Source organism: Acinetobacter sp. TR3 (assembly GCF_027105055.1).
GTDB lineage: Bacteria > Pseudomonadota > Gammaproteobacteria > Pseudomonadales > Moraxellaceae > Acinetobacter.
This window is the reverse complement of the sequence record NZ_CP114264.1, coordinates 291,742-310,846: the sequence shown is the minus strand read 5'-3', so window position 1 is coordinate 310,846 and position 19,105 is coordinate 291,742. Positions and strand designations below refer to the sequence as shown.

The following is a 19,105-nucleotide window of genomic DNA, read 5'->3' as shown; positions in this document are numbered from 1 at the left end:
CATAACAAAATGTGAGAAAAAGATTGGCGAAATCCGATTAACTCTTGTATGTTGATAAGAAGAACCTATATAGATAGATCAGCATAATATTTTTGATGGAGAATCGCCTAGGTGACGAAACAATATCTAACTCACCGTTGTCTCATCGCTCCACCAGACATAACAGATGACTTCTTTGCCAATACTGTTATCTATGTGGCACGCCATGATGAAGATGGTGCACAAGGCATTATTATCAATCGCCCTTCTGAGTTACAGATCAAAGAATTATTGAATGATTTAGAGATTGATGCAGATAATGTACAACCTCATGCCGTGTTGCAAGGTGGACCATTACGCCCAGAAGCAGGTTTTGTCCTACATACAGGTCAACCTACTTGGCATTCATCAATCGCAGTCGGTGAAAATGTTTGCATTACCACCAGTAAAGATATTTTGGATGCAATTGCACATAACGAAGGTGTCGGTCGTTACCAAATTGCCCTAGGCTATGCCAGCTGGGGCAAAAATCAGCTTGAAGAAGAAATGGCACGTGGTGACTGGCTGATTTGTGACTCAGATATGGATTTAATCTTTAATCTACCTTACGGCGATCGTTGGGATGCGGCATACAAAAAAATGGGGGTAGACCGTACATGGTTTGCTTCAGAGATTGGTCATGCCTGATTTTAAAACTTCGCAATCTATTATGGCCTTTGATTTTGGTACTCAAAAAATGGGGATCGCAATTGGTCAATCAACTATTGAGAGTGCTAATCCTTTGCCATTATTCGTCATGAAAGATGGTATCCCTGACTGGAACCAGCTATTAAAACTCGTCAAAGAATGGCAACCCAATCTTTTTTTAGTCGGTTTGCCATTAAATATGGATGATAGTGAATCTGAACTCTCCGCTCGCGCACGAAAATTTGCACGACGTTTGCGTCATCAAACCAATATTGCAACGTGGATGGTGGATGAGCGCTTGACTACACGCGAAGCGAGAGAAGAACTTGAGTCTTATCAAAACAAAGGCCAAGCAAAACGATTATCGGCTGATAGTTTCGCAGCTGCACTACTCATTCAAAGCTGGTATCGTGATCCTAATGGAATAACACCTTAATCATTTATATTTAAGCGCTTTATCACGGTATAGCACACTGATGTACCGTGATAAAATCAGATCCAAATGCTCAAAATAACTGCTTTAGCACGTCTATAACCCAAACCATTTGAATAAAATTTAGAATGCAATTCTTAAAAAATAAATCAGCTCAGACTATGCCTGATTATTTCTCAATAATTCTCACGGTTGCAGTTCGCCCTGAAACAAAAGCCAATGGATTCTGAGGTTGTTCATCTAAAACAATTTTTACAGGCACACGTTGCGCTAAACGTACCCAACTAAAAGTAGGGTTTACATTTGCCAATAGATTAGAACTACCAGAACGCTCACGATCTTCGATCCCTGTTGCAATACCTTGAACATGACCACGAATTAACTGGCGATCCCCCATCAACTGTACCGTTGCAGCATCACCGACATGAATACGATTCAATTTGGTTTCTTCAAAATAGCCCACGACATAAAGCTGACGACGATCTAGCAGCGCAGCAACCGCTTGCCCAACTTTAACATAATTCCCAACACGTAAATCAAAGTTAGCTAAGGTCCCATCCGCAGGTGCAACGACTGCCGAACGACTCATATTGAGCTGAGCTAAATGTAAATTGCTATTCGCCACGTCGATCAAAGCTTGCTGTTGTTGAATAGCAGCCTCGGCCTGTTCAATACTCGCTGCTAGCTGCTCTTTTTCCGCAATCGCCTGATCGCGTGTAGCAAAAACCTGATCTTGCTCTTGCTTAGAGATTGCACCATCCATCAAACTGGCATAACGTGCTGCATTCTTCTCAGCCAATTTCATATTAGCTTCAGTCTTGACCAAATTTGCCTTTGAACCGACTAAGTTTGCACGCGCCTGAGCCAAACCAGCATTGGCTTTTGCTAAATCAGATTTAGCTTGTTCAACATCAAGCGCTTGACGTTCAACATCAATCTTGAAAAGAACTTGTCCTTTCTTTACCGTTTGATTGTCCTGTACCAGAACCTCAGTTACTAATCCATTCACATCCGAAGCCACTTGAATCACATCACCACGCACACGACCATCACGTGTCCACGGTGCAGCATTGTAGTAATTCCATAAATGCACGACTGCATATATCGCAATCAAAACCGAAAGTACTAATACAATTGGACGTATGACTTTTCGTACATCAAATGCATTCATGTTCATCACCTTTACCACATATTTTTAAATCATTAAATTTCGGAGAGAGCTACTTAAAGGCTTGTACCTTGTAAATAAAGACATAACCAATGCATACACAGCAACAATCCCAAGTACAAACACAAGTTGAAAATGTTCGGTAGTACAACCCAACCTCTCATAACTAAACGATCGATCAGTGGACTCATCAGCTTAAAAAGCACGTAGGCGATGATGGCTTGCACCAAAAGAATTGGAATATAGATTCCATAAACGTTAATCTCACCCATGCAATACACCTAAATCATATATTTCTGAATCCATCTTTTGTGTTGAGACGTGCCCTATGCTTTCACGAATATTATTCAGAGAAATCAACATTCTTTGAGCGAGTTGCTCATCTTCAATTTGCACTGTAATCCGCTGTAATAGATCAATCTGCTGTACAATTCGAATTGGAAAATGGTTTAGAGAAAGTTGTTTCTCCTGCATTTGAAAATATTCTGTCAGTTGCTGTTGCAGTACATTGACTTCATTTTTCAAACTGACCAATTGGGGGAGTTTTTGGCTGATTTCTTGCAATCGGACTAAGTCAATAATTGAACTACTTTCAATCAGAGCATTCTGAATCGAGATCTTAACTTCAGGATTTTGAACCATTTTGGTATTCAATACTCCAACTCGGTCCAACATACTGCGTAGATGAATTTTGAACTCACTACCATAAGATAGATTTAATGCCTGACGCATCGCCTGATAATGTAAAGTTAAAATTCGCGTTGCACTGGTATCAGGTGAAACAGCTCGAACTAAATCAATCACAATGAGTGAAACCAATACGCCCAGAACCATTGCAAATGAACTATCTAAATAAGAAACAGCATCCATGCTGTATTTATTATGCAGATTCAGTCCCATCATGGTGTTAATCCCAAGTACCATTCCTACAGGCATTAACATTTGATTTGCCATCATGCTGACAGCCACTAAAAACACAGGGAATAGCACCAAAGCCAATTGCCAAAAATGAGTCACATGCGGAAAAATACCAAATGCATATAAGAATACTAAGCCTGCGGATACAATACTGCCCCAAATAAAAATCCGCAGCACAGGTACTGGGTTATCCAAAGCCGTTAAGATACACGCCGTAATTGCACCCATTTGCGCCATCATAAAACCCGCTTTCCAACCTGACAGAATCCAAGCTGCAGTGACAATAAAAGTAATCAGTACCGCACTAATTCCACCTCGTATCGCAATACCATGATCACGATGTAAACTTGGATATTTCGTCGTAATGGCTGTAATTTCTATTGGAATCTCTTTATTGCCTTGTTGAATTTGTTGCCAAAGTAGTTTTACTGCCAAGATATTGGCTATAAAATGACGAACATCCATCTTTAATGCAGCCAATACAACTTTCTGTTCAGACGTTACTTTAGAAATCAGCTCAGCGAAATCCTCTTCAAATCCAATTGGCAAAGTCTGTAAATCAGCAGGTACTAAACTTTTCTCTTGTTTTAAAAATGTCAAAGTATGCTGACGAATCATATCCAAATGCGAAACAAGATTAACCAAGTGCAAATGTTCGAGTTGTTTCACACGTTGAGACAATGCAACCAAATTCGCAACCACCAATGACACTTGATGTAGCATTTCTTGTAAAGGTTTGGTCATGCCTTTCAACTCACCTTTCTCATAAGCCAAATGTACAGCTAAGGCATGAATATCAGAGGCATCACGAGTAATCACAGATAAAAATTGCGTGTAATTTTCAGGTGTTTCTTGAACTGCAATCAATTTTTCAAAGGTTGCTTCTAGATCGTTTAACGTTTTATTGACACGTTGCTTAATCATTGCGCCAACATGAACTGGAAAAAAAGTTGCCGAAACAACGGCGGAAGAGACCACCCCAACAGAGATTTCAAGTACACGTGCAACAGCGATATCAAAAATATTGTAGGTATCGATATAGGTAATTGCATTGTAAACAATCATGGCAGTTGAATATCCTGCCAACATAAATACGTAGCTACGCGGCGTGCGGTCTAGTAATGACACATATAAAGCAAAGCCCACCCAGAGAGATAAAATAACCGTAAATAGCCACGGCGTATTAATAAAATGTGGGGTCAATAACAGTGCTATGACTGCCCCTGCTACAGTCCCAATCAAACGATACACACATTTCGAAGACACCATTCCCGAATAAGGATTGGCAATAATCATGACCGTTCCAATCGACCACATCGGATTAATCAAATCTAATTCAAAAGAAATAAACAGCGCCAGCATGCCTGCTACAAAGGTTTTACAAGCAAAAATAAGATCAAGTCGGCTCGGTCTGAAAGCTAACAGCTGTTTAAGTAACATGAATATGTCTCAATTCTAAGTCAGCCTGATCTAATGACACATAACAATGTGGCACGAAGTTAGACCGATTTGGAGTATTAAATCAGTTGACAAGAAAAAGCTGATTATGGGGAACAAGGCATAGTGTCTAGAGCAAATGGAGATAATTTAACTAATTTCATTATCCAATAAAGACACTACATCTATAATTTTTTCAAAACAAAGCAAATTAGTCAACATAAATTATCACTATTTGATAATTTTTCATTTTAATTTAAAATATTTTCAATAAAAACCATATCTTTTCTCAATTCAATGCCTAATTGATTGAGCAAAAATATTCCGACCTAAAAGTCCATACACGATCTCGGGCTTTTCTGTTATAAAGCAATAAAAGTTCGATTTTCACGTTATTTTTAAGGAGTAGACAACGGATCATGGCAATTTCGAGTTTTGGTAAAATTCTCACCGTGCTGGATTTATTTTCAGTTTCACGTCCGATTATCAATGTCGATATCATTTGTGATGAGCTTGGTCTGTCAAAACCCACAGCCTATCGTTATCTTAAAGAACTTGTTTCAACAGATATTTTAAAACGCATTAGTGGTACATCAGGAGACTACACTTTAGGGTCTAAAATTGCCGTTCTTGATTATATTTCTCATAGTACAGATCCATTGGTTCAGATCAGTATTCCTTTTATGCGTGATATCGTAGATCGTACTGAACTCTGTTGTTTATTAACCTATTTAAACCATGATTATTGTATTGATTTACACCATGAAACCTTTAAAGAAGCAGAACTTATTTCTTACGGAAGAGGTTGTCCACGCCCTGTTTATGTAGGTGCTTCACCCAAAATTGTGATTGCTCATCTCTCGAAGCAGCATATTCAAGCTTATTATCATCAGTTTACTCAGGAACTTGCTCAGGTAGGCTTTGCCCATAGCCTCGATGAATTTATGCAGCAAATGCGGAAAATTAAAAAACAAGGCTTTTATTTATCGCAGGGTGAGATTGATCCAATGGTATGTGGCCTTTCCGTGCCGATTCGCTTTTCTACTAAAGAAGCGCCGATTGCACTCACGCTAGTAGCATCAAAAAATCGTTTTGATTTCTTGAATATTCAAAAACTGATCGAGATCTTGCAAAATAATGCAGCGCAAATTGAGCATAAATTTGCAACACTTTCCGAAAATCAGTCAAACTGAATTGAGAATTTTAAAAAATATTTACATTTTTATCCGTTGTAAATAGCAATATATTCTCATATTATGATTATGTTCTTCAGCATGCTTTCCCAAAGAGCGTGTATTTCCTCAGAGAACTAAGCTCATCTTTGTATGGGCTTTTTTCTTAAGCGCCATCCAAAACTCTTAATTAAAATAATTTATAAACAATGAGTTAGAATAAATTTATTGAGTTAACACATAATTTTATTGATTAACTTTGCTTCAACCAACATCTGTTCAGTCTGATCAGTCGACATTGCAACCAAATATTTACCATTTGAATAATAAAGCGAACCATCCTGATTCAGGGCATAGCCTAACACCCCTCTTTTCAGAACTTTCTGCTCCCCATTCGTTGCATATTGAATCAGTTCCCAATTACGAGGGATCACACCCGCAAATTTTTCACCTGCACTTTGATTTTGTTGCAAAGTTTTCTGAGCTTTAATCAAATTACCTTCAACAAATAATTCTTCTTCAGATTTTTGTTTAGTCTTAGCAGGATTTGCACCTGAAGTCGACTTAAGCGATTCGCCAGTATAACGTTGCGTAAAAAAGTCTAACCAACCAATCACAGCACGAATAATTTTGAACGGCGCAAATATAATATCTTTGAGTGAATTGCCGCTGTGATGCTGATTTTTATATGGACGCTTAAGGAAATAAAGCTGCCCCGCCGTATCAATTTTTGGTTTATAAAAATCAAACTTCGGATCAGCAATAATTGTTTCTAGTTCACCTGTTCTTAGATTCAAGCGACAAATCTCTTTCGGTCCCACACTGACATTACCTTGATGATCATAGGCAAAACCACAGCTATCATAATAAACAATATCAGGATCTTGAGGATCAAAACTTGGATGTTCGTCTTGACAGTCACCTTCTGTAATATATTGGATGCGATTCGAATCTAACCCCAAAACACAAAGATGCCTTTCATAAGCATAACCTTTACTTGCAGATAAAATTAATCTTTGTTTTTGCGCTGCATAATCAAGATGATGAACAATAAATTCATTGTTTCTAAGAACTAAAGCTTCTGGCTGTTGTAACTCAGTTAATGATTTCATATAAATTGCACAACCATCTTGTAGTCGCGCCGCATAAATCATCTGATGATTATCAGTCAATACCGCATCAACTGGAAATACATAGGCTAATTCATTTGGATCATCTTGACGGGTCAACCCCATAAATTGCGCGCCAGTACCAGTGGTTTTCCATTGTTTGCGCTGCTTAATTTCTTGTAAATTTTTCTTGTACTGACTGACCGCATGACAATCTATAGTCTGTGTTTTTTGATTTTGTAATAGATACAACTCTTGATTTGATAAATATAATAAAGATGACATGTAACCGTGTTCCTACGTTATCATTTTTAACATTCACTATATTTCACAAATTTTATAGTGAATGCTTTGATTATCTAGATTTTTATTAAATTTAAATAAAATAGTGATGGCAAATCATTTTAAGGCTGTTTTAAATATGGCCAAGCAGCTTTCATATAAATAAACATCGACCATAAAGTCAAAATAACGGCGGTATAGAGTAAAGCATATGCCCAGATTTCGAGTGGTTTCCAGTTTAATAAGAACACACTAATCGCAATCATTTGAAATGCTGTTTTGTACTTTCCTACCGTAGAAACTGCAACGCTAGTACGTGCACCCAATTCAGCCATCCATTCACGCAATGCCGAAACGGTAATTTCACGCGAAATAATCACAATTGCAGCAAAAGCCATTGAGATCGTCGGTTGCCATTGCACCAATACAATTAATGCGGCTGCAACCATAAGCTTATCGGCGACTGGATCAAGGAAACGCCCGAAAGCAGAAGTCTGATTCAAAGTCCGAGCTAAATAACCATCGAACCAATCTGTCACTGCTGCAAGAACAAAGATTGCAGTCAATATCAGATGTCGCATCATTCCCCCATGATGCTCAGCAATTCCAATTGCAGGTGGCCAATAGGCTATTGCCAAAAATACAGGAATGAGGGCGATACGCGCCAAAGTTAAAATATTAGGAATGTTCAGGATTCGCCCTGTGCTCATAAACACCACCATGTTGTTCGCATCAAATATGCATGTCGCACAAAGGATGTGCCGAGATTGTATCCATGTGTAAACAACTTTATACGAAATGCACGGCAGTGTCGACTAGGCAAAAACGGCAACTGTTTGTCGAAGTACCGCAATCAGTCGATTTTCATCATCCCAAAGATAGGCATACTCGGTTGAATAACCATGTTCAGCATATTCAGTCACTACTTTGTATTTGAACCAATCCTGTACTTGATGAGCAATCGGCTGCAAATAAGTAATTTGCCATGTTAATGAGCTTGCTGGTGCAGGGGTTTTAAACATTGGTAACACACCCGGTGGCCACACATCCATCAATCCAAATAGATCGGCCAATTTCATTTCGCGATTTGGATGCAACTGAGGAATAAAACGACACCATCCGCCAAAGTCAGGTACTTTGCTGCCAGCCATTGGATAATTACCTTCAGCCCAACATAGTTCAAACTGTTGCAAACATTGTGGCATTAAACCTTCAATATAAGCCGTTTTTTCCAACTGTGCTGGCAGTGGATAATCAGGAATTTGCGGTAGATTTTGCACATGAATCCGAGATTCACGCTGCGAACCAAAACTTGCTATTAAAATACTTTGTACAGTATCTGCTTGCCATAACCGCACTTCTAAGGTTGTAACCGATTTACCCTCTCGCAACACCTCCGCCGTGAGTTTAGCCTGCCCCTCTTGCACAGGACCAACAAAGGTCACATTACAACTCAATAATTGCTTTGTTGTATCATGAACCACGCTCTGCGCCTTTTGGATTAATAATCCTGCAACTAAACCGCCAAATACGGTGCGACCTTGTAACCATCCTGAGGGAATATCAATCCACTCTTGATGTTCAACCTGTTGATACAGCGGAAGCAATGACATTATCTTTCCTTAATCGTCAAACCATCTTATCTTTAAATGTTTTTCTCTGTTTGTGAATGATCATTGACGCATCAGTCATTGAGAGATTGAGCCAATCAGTCAAATTATTCATGCAAAATTTTATAAATCGTTCTCGCCATGACTTCACCCAAACCCGGTACAAGCATCAACTCTTTTTCTGACGCTTTTAAAACCCCTTGTATACCACCAAAATGAGTGAGTAGATCACGACGGCGTTTTGGCCCTAGCCCAGGAATAGCCTCTAAAACAGAACTACTACGGCGTTTATCACGCTTAGCTCGATGTTTGGTAATGGCGAAACGATGCGCTTCATCTCGCACTTGTTGGATGAGGTGTAAAGCTTTATGGTCTTCGGGTAATTGAATCTTAGTCCCATCGGTAAAATGTAGCGTTTCTAACCCCGGTTTACGTCCCTCACCTTTAGAGACACCAATCATAAAAGCATCAAGCGCTAATTCTTGCATAACCTCCATCGCCATATGCAACTGCCCTTTACCACCATCAATCAAGAGTAGATCAGGTAACATATTTTTTTTATAACGGCGTATCAATGCTTGGCGCATCGCCGCATAATCATCACCGCCCGTAATATCCTGAATCGCAAACTGACGATAATCTCGCTTTCTTGCACCGCCCTGATCAAAGACTACACAAGAAGCAATCGGTGCTTCACCCATGGTATGACTGATATCAAAGCATTCAATCCGATCAATAGGTCTTCCAACCACTTGTTCAAGTTGATGAAAACGCTCGTTCAATTCCAAATGATTACTCAGTTTACCTTTAATCGCATGTTGCACATTCATTTGCGCCAACTCTAGCCATTCAGCCCGAGTTTCTCGCACTTTATGTTTGATTTGAACTTTCTTATTGAAGGTTTGTTGTAATGCTTTTTCTAATTGTTTTTGGTCGGGAATATCTACATTTACAATCAATTCTGATGGCACTTCATCCGCCACTTGGAAATAGAAATTCGCCATAAAATCATTCAGCATTTGCGCCAAATCATCTCCCAACATATCTGGAAAATAACTTTTACCACCCAGCATCCGCCCATTACGCACATACATGATTTGCACACAGGTCACACCCGCTTGATAGGCAATCGCCAAAATATCGGCTTCGCCTTTGATCTTAAATACTGCTTGTTGTGCTTGAACCTCGCGCAATAACGCAAGACGATCACGATAAAATACGGCTTTTTCAAACTCAAGAGCTTCCGCAGCCTGTTCCATTTTTCCAATCAGCTCTTGATTGAGTTCTTTGGTATCACCCTGTAAAAAACGAATTGAATTATCCACATCTTCCTTATAGTCCTGAGGGCTAATCAGACCGACACAAGGCGCTGTACAACGTTTAATCTGATACTGTAAACAAGGGCGTTTACGTTGTGAAAAATAACTGTTTTCACATTGGCGGACATTAAATAATTTTTGTAATACAAGTAGTGTATCTCTAGCACTATAAGCACTTGGATATGGACCAAAAAACTTGCCAACTTGATGTTTACCTTTGCCACGGCCACTAGCAATACGTGGGTAAGGTTTATCTGCTGAAACGAAGATATAGACATACGACTTATCGTCACGCAACATAATATTGTATGGCGGACGATGTAATTTAATCAGATTTTGTTCAAGTAATAATGCTTCTGTTTCAGAACGAACAACTAAACTTTCGATGTCATAAATTCGCGCCACTAAAGCCTGTGTCTTAGGATGATCAATCGTTTTAACAAAATAGCTGGATACACGATTCTTTAAGTTTTTGGCTTTTCCGACATACAGTAACTCTCCATCTTTGCCGAGCATTTTATAAACACCAGGCAATTGAGTCATATGAATCAATATTTTTTCAATGTGTTCACGCGCGTTTGGATTCACAGCAGACTTTCATCATCAGTAATGCTTTCGATGATGTAGTCTGCATAAATCAATTTCAAGTCAATTGAGCCAAAATTCATCAATTCAACAACTCAAATAACACCAATTATTTAAAAACTCGACTCAATACTTGATCAGCGCTCTTAAATGCAGACTCATTAAAGAAATCATAGGCTAGTTCATTTGTTGGAGCGATTGGATTAACTTCTCTAGTTGTATGGTAAAAACCCCAATATTCACGAGACTGATGACGAATGCGTGTATCTGCTAAATTAAACTCAGTATTAGGTGTAAATGCAGTCCAAGCTGCATTTTGCCAAATATCTTGGCGGATAATACTGCTTCCTATACTTACATGTGACAGATTTTGAGTTGGATATGACTCAATATAATCTTGAGTACTCAACTGAACTTGTTTTTGCCAACATTAATAAACAAATAAACAACCAAATCATCGCTATCAAAAAACGCCCTTTCGGGCGTTGATCTCATTCAGATTTAAAATACATAAGGCCGAATAAAAATTAAGAAAAATAGCCCTAACATGATGAACCATTTCAAAAAATAATATAAACCACGATTGCTTGCTTTTAAGGCTTTGGCTTTTAAACGAAACTGATAAATATATCCAAAAAGCTTATTCAACCCACCAGTTTGATCACCCGCTTCATTGGGTGAACTGGCTGCCGTCATGACACTTTTACCAAACCAATGATTAAACTTTTCTATAAAACGGGTTTTTAATGGGCGTTCTACATCAGCGAAAAAGATAATACGATTCTGGTCAGTGGTGTTTTCCGCATAATGGATATAGGTTTCATCAAACACTACACTTTCACCATCACGCCACGAATAACGCTGACCATCGACATCAATAAAACAGCGATCATCATTTGGTGTAATAAGACCTAAATGGTAACGCAATGAACCCGCATAAGGATCACGATGGCGAACTAAACGGCTATCTGGTGCTAACTCAGTAAACATCGCAGCTTTAATTGTTGGAAGGGTTTTTAATAATGCAGTTGTTTTTGGGCAAAGTTCAGCGGCAGATGGATGCGCAGAGTCGTACCATTTCAAATAGAAACGTTTCCAACCTGTTTTAAAGAAAGAGTTGAAACCGAGATCGTCATAACTACTTGAAGCTTTAATCCCACCTTTGTCATATAAAGCTTTGGCTTCGTCTCGAATCATTTCCCAATTTTCATCTAAAACTTTTAAATCTTTAAAATACTGAGTATCAATATAAGGTTGATTCGGTACTTTAGAAAACATGTACATTAAAAAATTTATAGGTGCAAGAATCGTTGAGTGATCAAAAAATTGACGATAAAACGAATGCTTTACTTTACCGCGTCGCTGAATGTACAAAGCTGAAATAATGAAAATCGCTAAAATGATCCATTTAACCATTGAAAAAATCGACCAAAAAAATGAATCTCGGAATTTTATCATCGTCTTTTTTAATTTCTAGCCAATTTTGGTTCAGCAATTTGTTCTACTTAATTAATTAGAAAAAATAAACAATAAATATCATGTATATATAAAAACAAATCTTTCAATGAAAATTGTTATTTTTTTATTTTTTGCTGTTTTTTGACCAAATACATTTTTGCATCAGCTTCATGAATCAAAGTAGATGCATCTAAGTAGCCATCAACATGATCTGTTTGTTTTGCACCGATACTCAAAGTAATATTCGGCTCAATTTGATAAACATACTGTAGTAATCTCGGAACGAAACTTTCGAGTGCCTGTGCTTCAGTACAACGCGGAAATACAATACAGAACTCATCTCCACCACATCTAAAACAATGATCATCCAAACGTGCAACGAATCGAATCGCATCCGCTACAATCTTTAAGATTTGATCACCTTTAGAATGCCCAAAATTATCATTAATTATTTTAAAATCATTGATATCAATAAATACGACTGTAACGGGTTCTAAACTTCGTTCAGCCGCATAAATTGTCGAATTTAAAATACGATTTAAATGTCTCACATTTAATAGTCCTGTGAGCGGATCAGTTTGAGATAAAGCTTCCATTTGCTGAGCACGATCTTCTAACACAGACGCATATTGCTCAATTTTTTCTTTAGATGCCTTCAACTCACTGACTAAACTCCATACATAAGTTTCTACAACCAGCGAAATATCAAACATAAATAACTTTTCTAAAGTAGAACGTATTTGATGAAAATTCTCTGTATCGCCTAATTGTTGTTGAATCATCGATATCAGCATGGTTTTGAGATGATAGACAGCGGATAAATATAATTTGGGTTCGACACCAATTCGTTTATGCACTAAACCGATTCTCAATCGATTATTGACATAATTGGCATCATAATTACCTGAAAAAAGTTCTATCAAGTATTGGCGTTGTGCATGTTGTAACCGTGATAAAGTGTCTATATCACCAATCAGTGAAGCTATCTCAGAAATCGAGGTTTGCTGTTGATAAAAGGTAATCACAACTTGGTCAAGTAGATACTCAAGATCGATTTGTTCCCCTAAGTCAACCAACTGCTGTAATTCTTGATGACTTAAACTAAGCAAAGATCGTCGATATTCAATTTCTTCAATCGAAATATGCATTTGTTTCATCAATGTTTGGTCTGTTGGTTTCATCCTTTACCCAGCCTTTCCTAAACAGGTTTGTTTTTTTATTCAGCTTCTCAACCACATCATCAACAAATAATTATTTTTCTATTCGTTTTCACATAAACCCTAAAAATAGCTATAACTAACATTTTTTGTCACAAAATCAAATCATGTCTCATTTTAAAAACAAAAAAAATCTTTCAAAATCCTTTTTCAACAAAGAGTTAACAATAAAACATTGCTTTCTCTATATCTATAATAAAGCAATAAATAAGCCATAACTTTATCAACTTAACTTAAATATTAGATTAAATATGCTAATAAAAAAAATATGAATTTAAAAATGATTTATGGCTTGCTTAATACACTTTTTACGTTTAAAACCGATAATCACATGACTAAAATCAATCAACTTTTCACTGTTTTTAAAGGAAAAAATAGCTTTCTATTTTTATACAAGCCTTAGAAATAAATTCTTTAAAAGAATAGATGACCCTAGCGTCACGGCTTGATACAACTTGTTATGTCCTTTTTGGATATAGTTATCGTAAGATTAGCGAAGCATTTTGTGTGCGCTAACGCATACACGCTTTATGACATCAACTCAGAATCCTCCACAACAAGGGAGATCAGGCATGATCCACGCTGGCAATGCCATTACCGTCCAAATGCTTGCGGACGGAATTGCAGAATTCCGCTTTGACTTACAAGGTGAGTCGGTTAATAAATTTAACCGTGCAACCATCGAAGACTTCCAAGCAGCAATTGCTGCGGTTAAAGCCAATAACGACATTAAAGGCTTAGTTGTTACCTCTGGTAAATCAACATTTATCGTTGGTGCAGATATTACTGAATTTGGCGACAACTTCGCTGCTGGTGAACAAGCAATTGTTGATTGGCTTATGCCTGTACATGACGTCTTCAATAGCTTTGAAGATTTAGACATCCCTAAAGTTGTTGCTATTAACGGTACAGCGCTTGGTGGTGGTTTTGAAATGTGCTTAGTGTGTGACTACCGTGTCATGTCTGAGCAAGCACAAGTTGGCTTACCAGAAATCAAACTCGGTATCTATCCTGGTTTTGGTGGTAGCGTACGTTTAAGCCGTGTAATTGGTATCGACAATGCTGTTGAATGGATGGCAATGGCGAACCCGAAAAAACCAGCTGCTGCACTAAAAGATGGTGCTGTAGATGCGGTTGTTGCTGCTGACAAACTTCAAGAAGCTGCGATTGATTTGGTTAAACAAGCCATTGCTGGTCGTTTGAATTGGAAAGCAAAACGTCAAGAAAAATTAGACGCAATTAAATTGAACCCACTTGAACAAATGATGGCGTTCAATACAGCAAAAGGTGCGGTACTTGCAAAAGCAAACCCTGCACAATACCCTGCGCCAAAATTGTTACTTGACTCATTACAAGCAGGTGCAAGCCTTACACGTAATGACGCGTTAAAAGCTGAAGCTCAAGGTTTTGCTAAAGCAGCGATTACTCCTCAAGCAGGCGCATTGATTGGTTTATTCATCAATGACCAAGTTGTGAAGAAAACTGCGAAGAAATATGAGAAAGGTGCTCACCCTGTTAACCAAGCAGCTGTATTAGGTGCGGGTATCATGGGTGGTGGTATTGCTTACCAAACGGCAAGCAAAGGCACACCAATCATCATGAAAGACATTGGTAACCCACAACTTGCACTTGGTATGAAAGAAGCGAATGGCTTACTGACCAAGCAAGTTGAACGCAAAAAAATGAAACCTGCGCAAATGGGTGAAACACTTGCTCGCATCCGTCCAACTTTAAGCTACGATGAGTTTAAAGAAGTGGATATCGTGATCGAAGCAGTGACTGAAAATCCAAAAGTAAAAGAAATGGTACTTGCAGACACTGAGAAGAATGTTCGTGAAAACACGATTATTGCTTCTAACACGTCTACGATTTCAATTACGCGTTTGGCGAAAGCATTACAACGTCCTGAAAACTTTGTTGGTATGCACTTCTTTAATCCAGTACACATGATGCCATTGGTAGAAGTGATCCGTGGTGAGAAGACATCTGATGAAGCGATTGCAACTACTGTTGTTCTTGCTCAGAAAATGGGTAAAACACCTATCGTTGTTAACGACTGCCCTGGTTTCTTAGTTAACCGTGTATTGTTCCCTTACTTTGGTGCATTCGACCTTCTTGTAAAAGATGGCGCGGATTTCCAACAAGTGGATAATGTCATGGCGAAATTCGGCTGGCCAATGGGTCCTGCATACTTGATCGACGTTGTTGGTATCGATACAGGTGTTCATGGCGCAGAAGTAATGGCTGAAGGTTTCCCTGACCGTATGAAGCCAGACTACAAAGGTTCTATCGAAGCGATGTACGAAGCAAAACGTCTTGGTCAAAAGAATGACGTTGGTTTCTACAAATACGTGTTAGATAAGAAAGGTAAGAAAGCGAAAACTGTTGATCCAACAGCTTACGAAATCATTGCGCCTTTCGTGACTGGTGAAAAACGCGAGTTTGACAACCAAGAAATCATTGACCGTATGATGCTTGCTTTCTGTAACGAAACAGTTCGTTGCTTAGAAGACAACATCGTTGCAACTGCTTCTGAAGCAGATATGGCGATGATCATGGGTGTAGGTTTCCCTCCATTCCGTGGTGGTCCATGCCGTTACATCGACCAAACAGGTGTTGCTGAATACGTTGCGCTTTGCGACAAATATGCACACTTAGGTAAGGCTTATGAAGCGCCACAAATGTTGCGTGACATGGCTGCTAACAACAAAAAATTCTACGGTTAAGGAGCAACGTGAATGGCTACTTTAAATCCACGTGACGTTGTAATTGTTGATGGCGTTCGTTCAGCAATGGGCAAATCACGTAACGGTATGTTCCGCAATGTTCGTGCCGACAGTTTATCTGCTGAATTGGTACGTGCACTTGTTGCTCGTAACCAGTTTGATACCAATGAAGTTGAAGACATCATTTGGGGCTGTGTAAACCAAACTTTAGAGCAAGGTATGAACATTGCTCGTAATATTGGTTTATTGGCTGACATTCCAAAAACTGCTGGCGGTCAAACAGTAAACCGTCTTTGTGGTTCTTCTATGCAAGCAATCCATACGGCTGCTGCACAGATTGCAACTAACCAAGGTGATATCTTCATCATTGGTGGTGTTGAGCACATGGGCCACGTAGGTATGATGCACGGCATCGACCTTAACCCAGAAGCATCTAAACACTATGCAAAAGCATCGAACATGATGGGCTTAACTGCTGAAATGTTAGGTCGTATGAATGGTATCTCTCGTGAAGAACAAGATGCGTTTGGTGTTGAATCTCACCGTCGTGCTTGGGCTGCAACTCAAGAAGGTCGTTTCAAAAATGAAATCGTGGGTGTTGAAGGTCATGATGCAAATGGCTTCAAAATCTTGTGTGACATCGACGAAGTAATTCGTGCTGATGCAAACCTTGAAGCATTCAAAGCATTGAAACCTGTTTTCGATCCTAAAGGTGGTTCAGTAACAGCAGCAACTTCTTCTGCTCTTTCTGACGGTGCATCTGCAATGTTGTTGATGTCAGCTGAACGTGCTGCATCTTTAGGTTTAAAACCTCGTGCTGTGATTCGCTCTATGGCGATTGCAGGTTGTGATGCTGCAATCATGGGTTACGGCCCTGTTCCAGCAACTCAAAAAGCGCTTAAACGTGCTGGTTTAACGATGGCGGATATCCAAACTATCGAATTAAACGAAGCATTTGCTGCACAAGGCTTATCAGTAATGAAAGGCTTAGGCGTTTATGAGAAACAAGACATCATCAACTTGAATGGTGGTGCGATTGCATTAGGTCATCCATTGGGTTGTTCTGGTGCGCGTATCACAACAACATTGTTGAACGTGATGGAACAACAAGATACGCAAATCGGTCTTGCGACCATGTGTATCGGTCTTGGTCAAGGTATCGCGACTATTATCGAACGTGTTTAATCGACACTGAGATAAAAAGAAAATCCCCGCATTTTGCGGGGATTTTTATTATCAATCGAATATTGCAATATCCACAAACTTTAAATATATTTAAATTGCCTATGTAAAAGTACATAGGGAAGGTAATCTGTTGTCAAGTGTTGCTCCACACAATGTTAGAACGATATCTAACATTTCTGGTGAAACGTTGCATATTGTTTGGAATAAAGTACAGCCAATGTATATTGAACTCCACAGAATGTAATCAATGCTTCTCATAGTATAATCCTTTCGTGATCTAAAGACGATGTAGAAGGTTTCTTCTAGAGGGTACGTAATATTGGGTACTTAGGTATGCTCAAGAAATTCTATTCATAGGATAGAACGTTTTTACGAGGATTATCGTCAACCTTTTCTTGAGTTTTCTAATAATGACAAATATAGATATAGATTTCTTTCATAATCGGCAGAGAAAATATTTGCATTTTGATTACCCAATGCAGCCTAAAAAAGTTTATGACTATGTAACTAATCCTAAAAATATTGAAAAGCATGCTTTCCACCCATTTATACATTTTGAACTTACATCAAGAAAAATCAAAAAAGATAAGACCAAAATTATTAAGATAAAAGGTCAGAAAGATAGATATGCTATTGTTAAATGTCCCCAAAAAATTAGACCTATCAAATATTCTTCTCATATAGATGGTCATATATATGCTTATTATGCGGCATTGCTTACACCAAATTATGAAAAATTAATTCAAGAGTCTAATCTATCAGAAAATATTTTGGCTTTTAGAAAACTACCAAATTCACCAAATAACATTCATTTTGCCAAAAAAATTTTTGATGAAATAAGGGAAAGAAGAGACTGCGTCGCTTTATGTTTTGATATTAAAAAATTTTTCGATGAACTTGATCATCAAATCTTAAAAGAAGCTTGGCTTAGAATATTAGAAACCGATTATTTACCTAAAGACCATTATCAAGTTTATAAATCAATCACAAAATTTTCTTATGTAAATAAAAAAGATGTTTATAGCATTTTAGAGTTATCCATTAATAAAAATCATAGAGATTTAAAAAAATTATGCTCTAGCCATGATTTTAGAAATAAAATTAGGAAAAATAAATTAATTATCAAAGAAGATAAAACTAAAGGAATTCCTCAAGGTTCTGCTATAAGCGCATTCCTATCAAACATCTACATGTTTGATTTTGATAAAAATATTAACAGTTATCTATCAAAACTTAATGCATCATATTACAGATATTGTGATGATATTCTAATATTATGTGACTTAGACCTAGGCATGAAAATCCACTTAGAAACAAAAAAAATGATTAGCAAATTAAAGGTTCAAATTCATCCCGAAAAAACTAAGTTAGTTTATTTTAAAAATGGTTTACATGTTTATGATAAACCACATATGAGTAGAGAGCCACTTCAATATCTCGGCTTTACTTATAATGGTAAAAAAATTCTACTACGTGATGCTGGTTTAATCCAATATCAATACAAAGCCTCAAAAGCCATTCGAATGACTAATAAGAAATTATTAAAGATCAATAATTCGAGAATTAAAAGAGGTGAAGAACCGTTAGAAAGGCATAAAAAACATATCTACAGGCGGTTTTCATTTATTGGGAAAAGAAATTATATTAGCTATGCCCTAAGAGCAGCATCCATTATGAATGAACCTGCTATAAAAAGACAAATCAAGCCTCACTGGTCTAAAATTCAAATGCATATAAAGAAGCATAATGAACTCAATAAAGAATATCATCTTTTAGAATCTACTCCTAAAAAATAAATTTCAGAGTAAACCACTCTTTAC

General features: G+C 37.9%; 15 protein-coding genes and 1 pseudogene. 6 read left to right on the top strand and 10 right to left on the bottom strand.

What is annotated here, in order from left to right; translation table 11 throughout:
* Positions 1-111: 111 nt before the first annotated feature.
* Together O1449_RS01490 and ruvX are read left to right on the top strand one after the other, a co-directional pair.
* Complete coding sequence (locus O1449_RS01490) at positions 112-666, top strand: YqgE/AlgH family protein (protein WP_269228992.1); 555 nt, start codon at positions 112-114, stop codon at positions 664-666.
* Complete coding sequence (gene ruvX / locus O1449_RS01485) at positions 659-1,102, top strand: Holliday junction resolvase RuvX (RefSeq protein WP_269238960.1); 444 nt, start codon at positions 659-661, stop codon at positions 1,100-1,102. Before O1449_RS01490 ends, ruvX begins: the two co-directional genes overlap by 8 nt.
* 166 nt (positions 1,103-1,268) lie before the next feature.
* Here the strand turns inward: ruvX and O1449_RS01480 are convergent, their stop codons facing one another.
* From O1449_RS01480 to O1449_RS01470, 3 genes are read right to left on the bottom strand one after another with little or no spacing between them, the layout of a single operon-like run.
* A complete protein-coding gene (locus tag O1449_RS01480) occupies positions 1,269-2,270 on the bottom strand; it encodes an HlyD family secretion protein (protein WP_269238959.1) in 1,002 nt (333 codons plus the stop codon).
* 53 nt (positions 2,271-2,323) lie between these two features.
* Positions 2,324-2,539, bottom strand: a complete 216-nt coding sequence (locus tag O1449_RS01475) for a DUF1656 domain-containing protein (protein ID WP_269238958.1) — start codon at positions 2,537-2,539, stop codon at positions 2,324-2,326.
* On the bottom strand, positions 2,532-4,625 hold the full coding sequence (locus tag O1449_RS01470) for an FUSC family protein (protein WP_269238957.1): 2,094 nt from the start codon (positions 4,623-4,625) through the stop codon (positions 2,532-2,534). Before O1449_RS01470 ends, O1449_RS01475 begins: the two co-directional genes overlap by 8 nt.
* 416 nt (positions 4,626-5,041) lie before the next feature.
* Between O1449_RS01470 and O1449_RS01465 the strand changes: the two genes are divergently transcribed.
* On the top strand, positions 5,042-5,815 hold the full coding sequence (locus tag O1449_RS01465; protein ID WP_004659301.1) for an IclR family transcriptional regulator: 774 nt from the start codon (positions 5,042-5,044) through the stop codon (positions 5,813-5,815).
* 212 nt (positions 5,816-6,027) lie between these two features.
* Here O1449_RS01465 and O1449_RS01460 read toward each other — a convergent pair whose 3' ends face one another.
* The 7 genes and pseudogenes from O1449_RS01460 to O1449_RS01430 form a co-directional block, all read right to left on the bottom strand.
* Positions 6,028-7,188: a hypothetical protein gene (locus tag O1449_RS01460; RefSeq protein ID WP_269238956.1), complete on the bottom strand. Its 1,161-nt coding sequence runs from the start codon at positions 7,186-7,188 to the stop codon at positions 6,028-6,030.
* Between the two features lie 119 nt (positions 7,189-7,307).
* Positions 7,308-7,895, bottom strand: coding sequence for a CDP-diacylglycerol--glycerol-3-phosphate 3-phosphatidyltransferase (gene pgsA / locus O1449_RS01455; RefSeq protein ID WP_005218610.1), 588 nt, complete (start codon positions 7,893-7,895; stop codon positions 7,308-7,310).
* Positions 7,896-8,000: 105 nt separating this feature from the next.
* Positions 8,001-8,798: a thioesterase family protein gene (locus O1449_RS01450; RefSeq protein ID WP_269228998.1), complete on the bottom strand. Its 798-nt coding sequence runs from the start codon at positions 8,796-8,798 to the stop codon at positions 8,001-8,003.
* Positions 8,799-8,902: 104 nt separating this feature from the next.
* Positions 8,903-10,702 carry an excinuclease ABC subunit UvrC gene (gene uvrC, locus O1449_RS01445; protein ID WP_269238954.1) on the bottom strand — a complete coding sequence of 600 codons (1,800 nt, stop codon included), beginning with the start codon at positions 10,700-10,702 and terminating at the stop codon, positions 8,903-8,905.
* A 106-nt stretch (positions 10,703-10,808) separates the two neighbouring features.
* Positions 10,809-11,129 (bottom strand): annotated as a pseudogene (locus O1449_RS01440) (hypothetical protein); the annotation flags it as partial.
* Between the two features lie 71 nt (positions 11,130-11,200).
* Positions 11,201-12,115: a lipid A hydroxylase LpxO gene (gene lpxO, locus O1449_RS01435; protein ID WP_269238953.1), complete on the bottom strand. Its 915-nt coding sequence runs from the start codon at positions 12,113-12,115 to the stop codon at positions 11,201-11,203.
* A gap of 158 nt (positions 12,116-12,273) precedes the next feature.
* Positions 12,274-13,338 (bottom strand): GGDEF domain-containing protein, encoded by a 1,065-nt coding sequence (locus O1449_RS01430; protein WP_269229000.1) that lies wholly within the window; start codon positions 13,336-13,338, stop codon positions 12,274-12,276.
* Positions 13,339-13,946: 608 nt separating this feature from the next.
* Here O1449_RS01430 and fadB point away from each other — a divergent pair.
* From fadB to drt2, 3 genes are all read left to right on the top strand, one after another.
* Positions 13,947-16,100 carry a fatty acid oxidation complex subunit alpha FadB gene (gene fadB / locus O1449_RS01425; RefSeq protein ID WP_004659309.1) on the top strand — a complete coding sequence of 718 codons (2,154 nt, stop codon included), beginning with the start codon at positions 13,947-13,949 and terminating at the stop codon, positions 16,098-16,100.
* Positions 16,101-16,112: 12 nt separating this feature from the next.
* Complete coding sequence (gene fadA / locus O1449_RS01420) at positions 16,113-17,285, top strand: acetyl-CoA C-acyltransferase FadA (protein ID WP_269238952.1); 1,173 nt, start codon at positions 16,113-16,115, stop codon at positions 17,283-17,285.
* 410 nt (positions 17,286-17,695) lie between these two features.
* The gene (gene drt2 / locus O1449_RS01415) at positions 17,696-19,081 is read left to right on the top strand and encodes an antiviral reverse transcriptase Drt2 (protein WP_269238951.1); all 1,386 of its coding nucleotides are present in this window, start codon (positions 17,696-17,698) and stop codon (positions 19,079-19,081) included.
* The last annotated feature ends 24 nt before the right edge of the window (positions 19,082-19,105 follow it).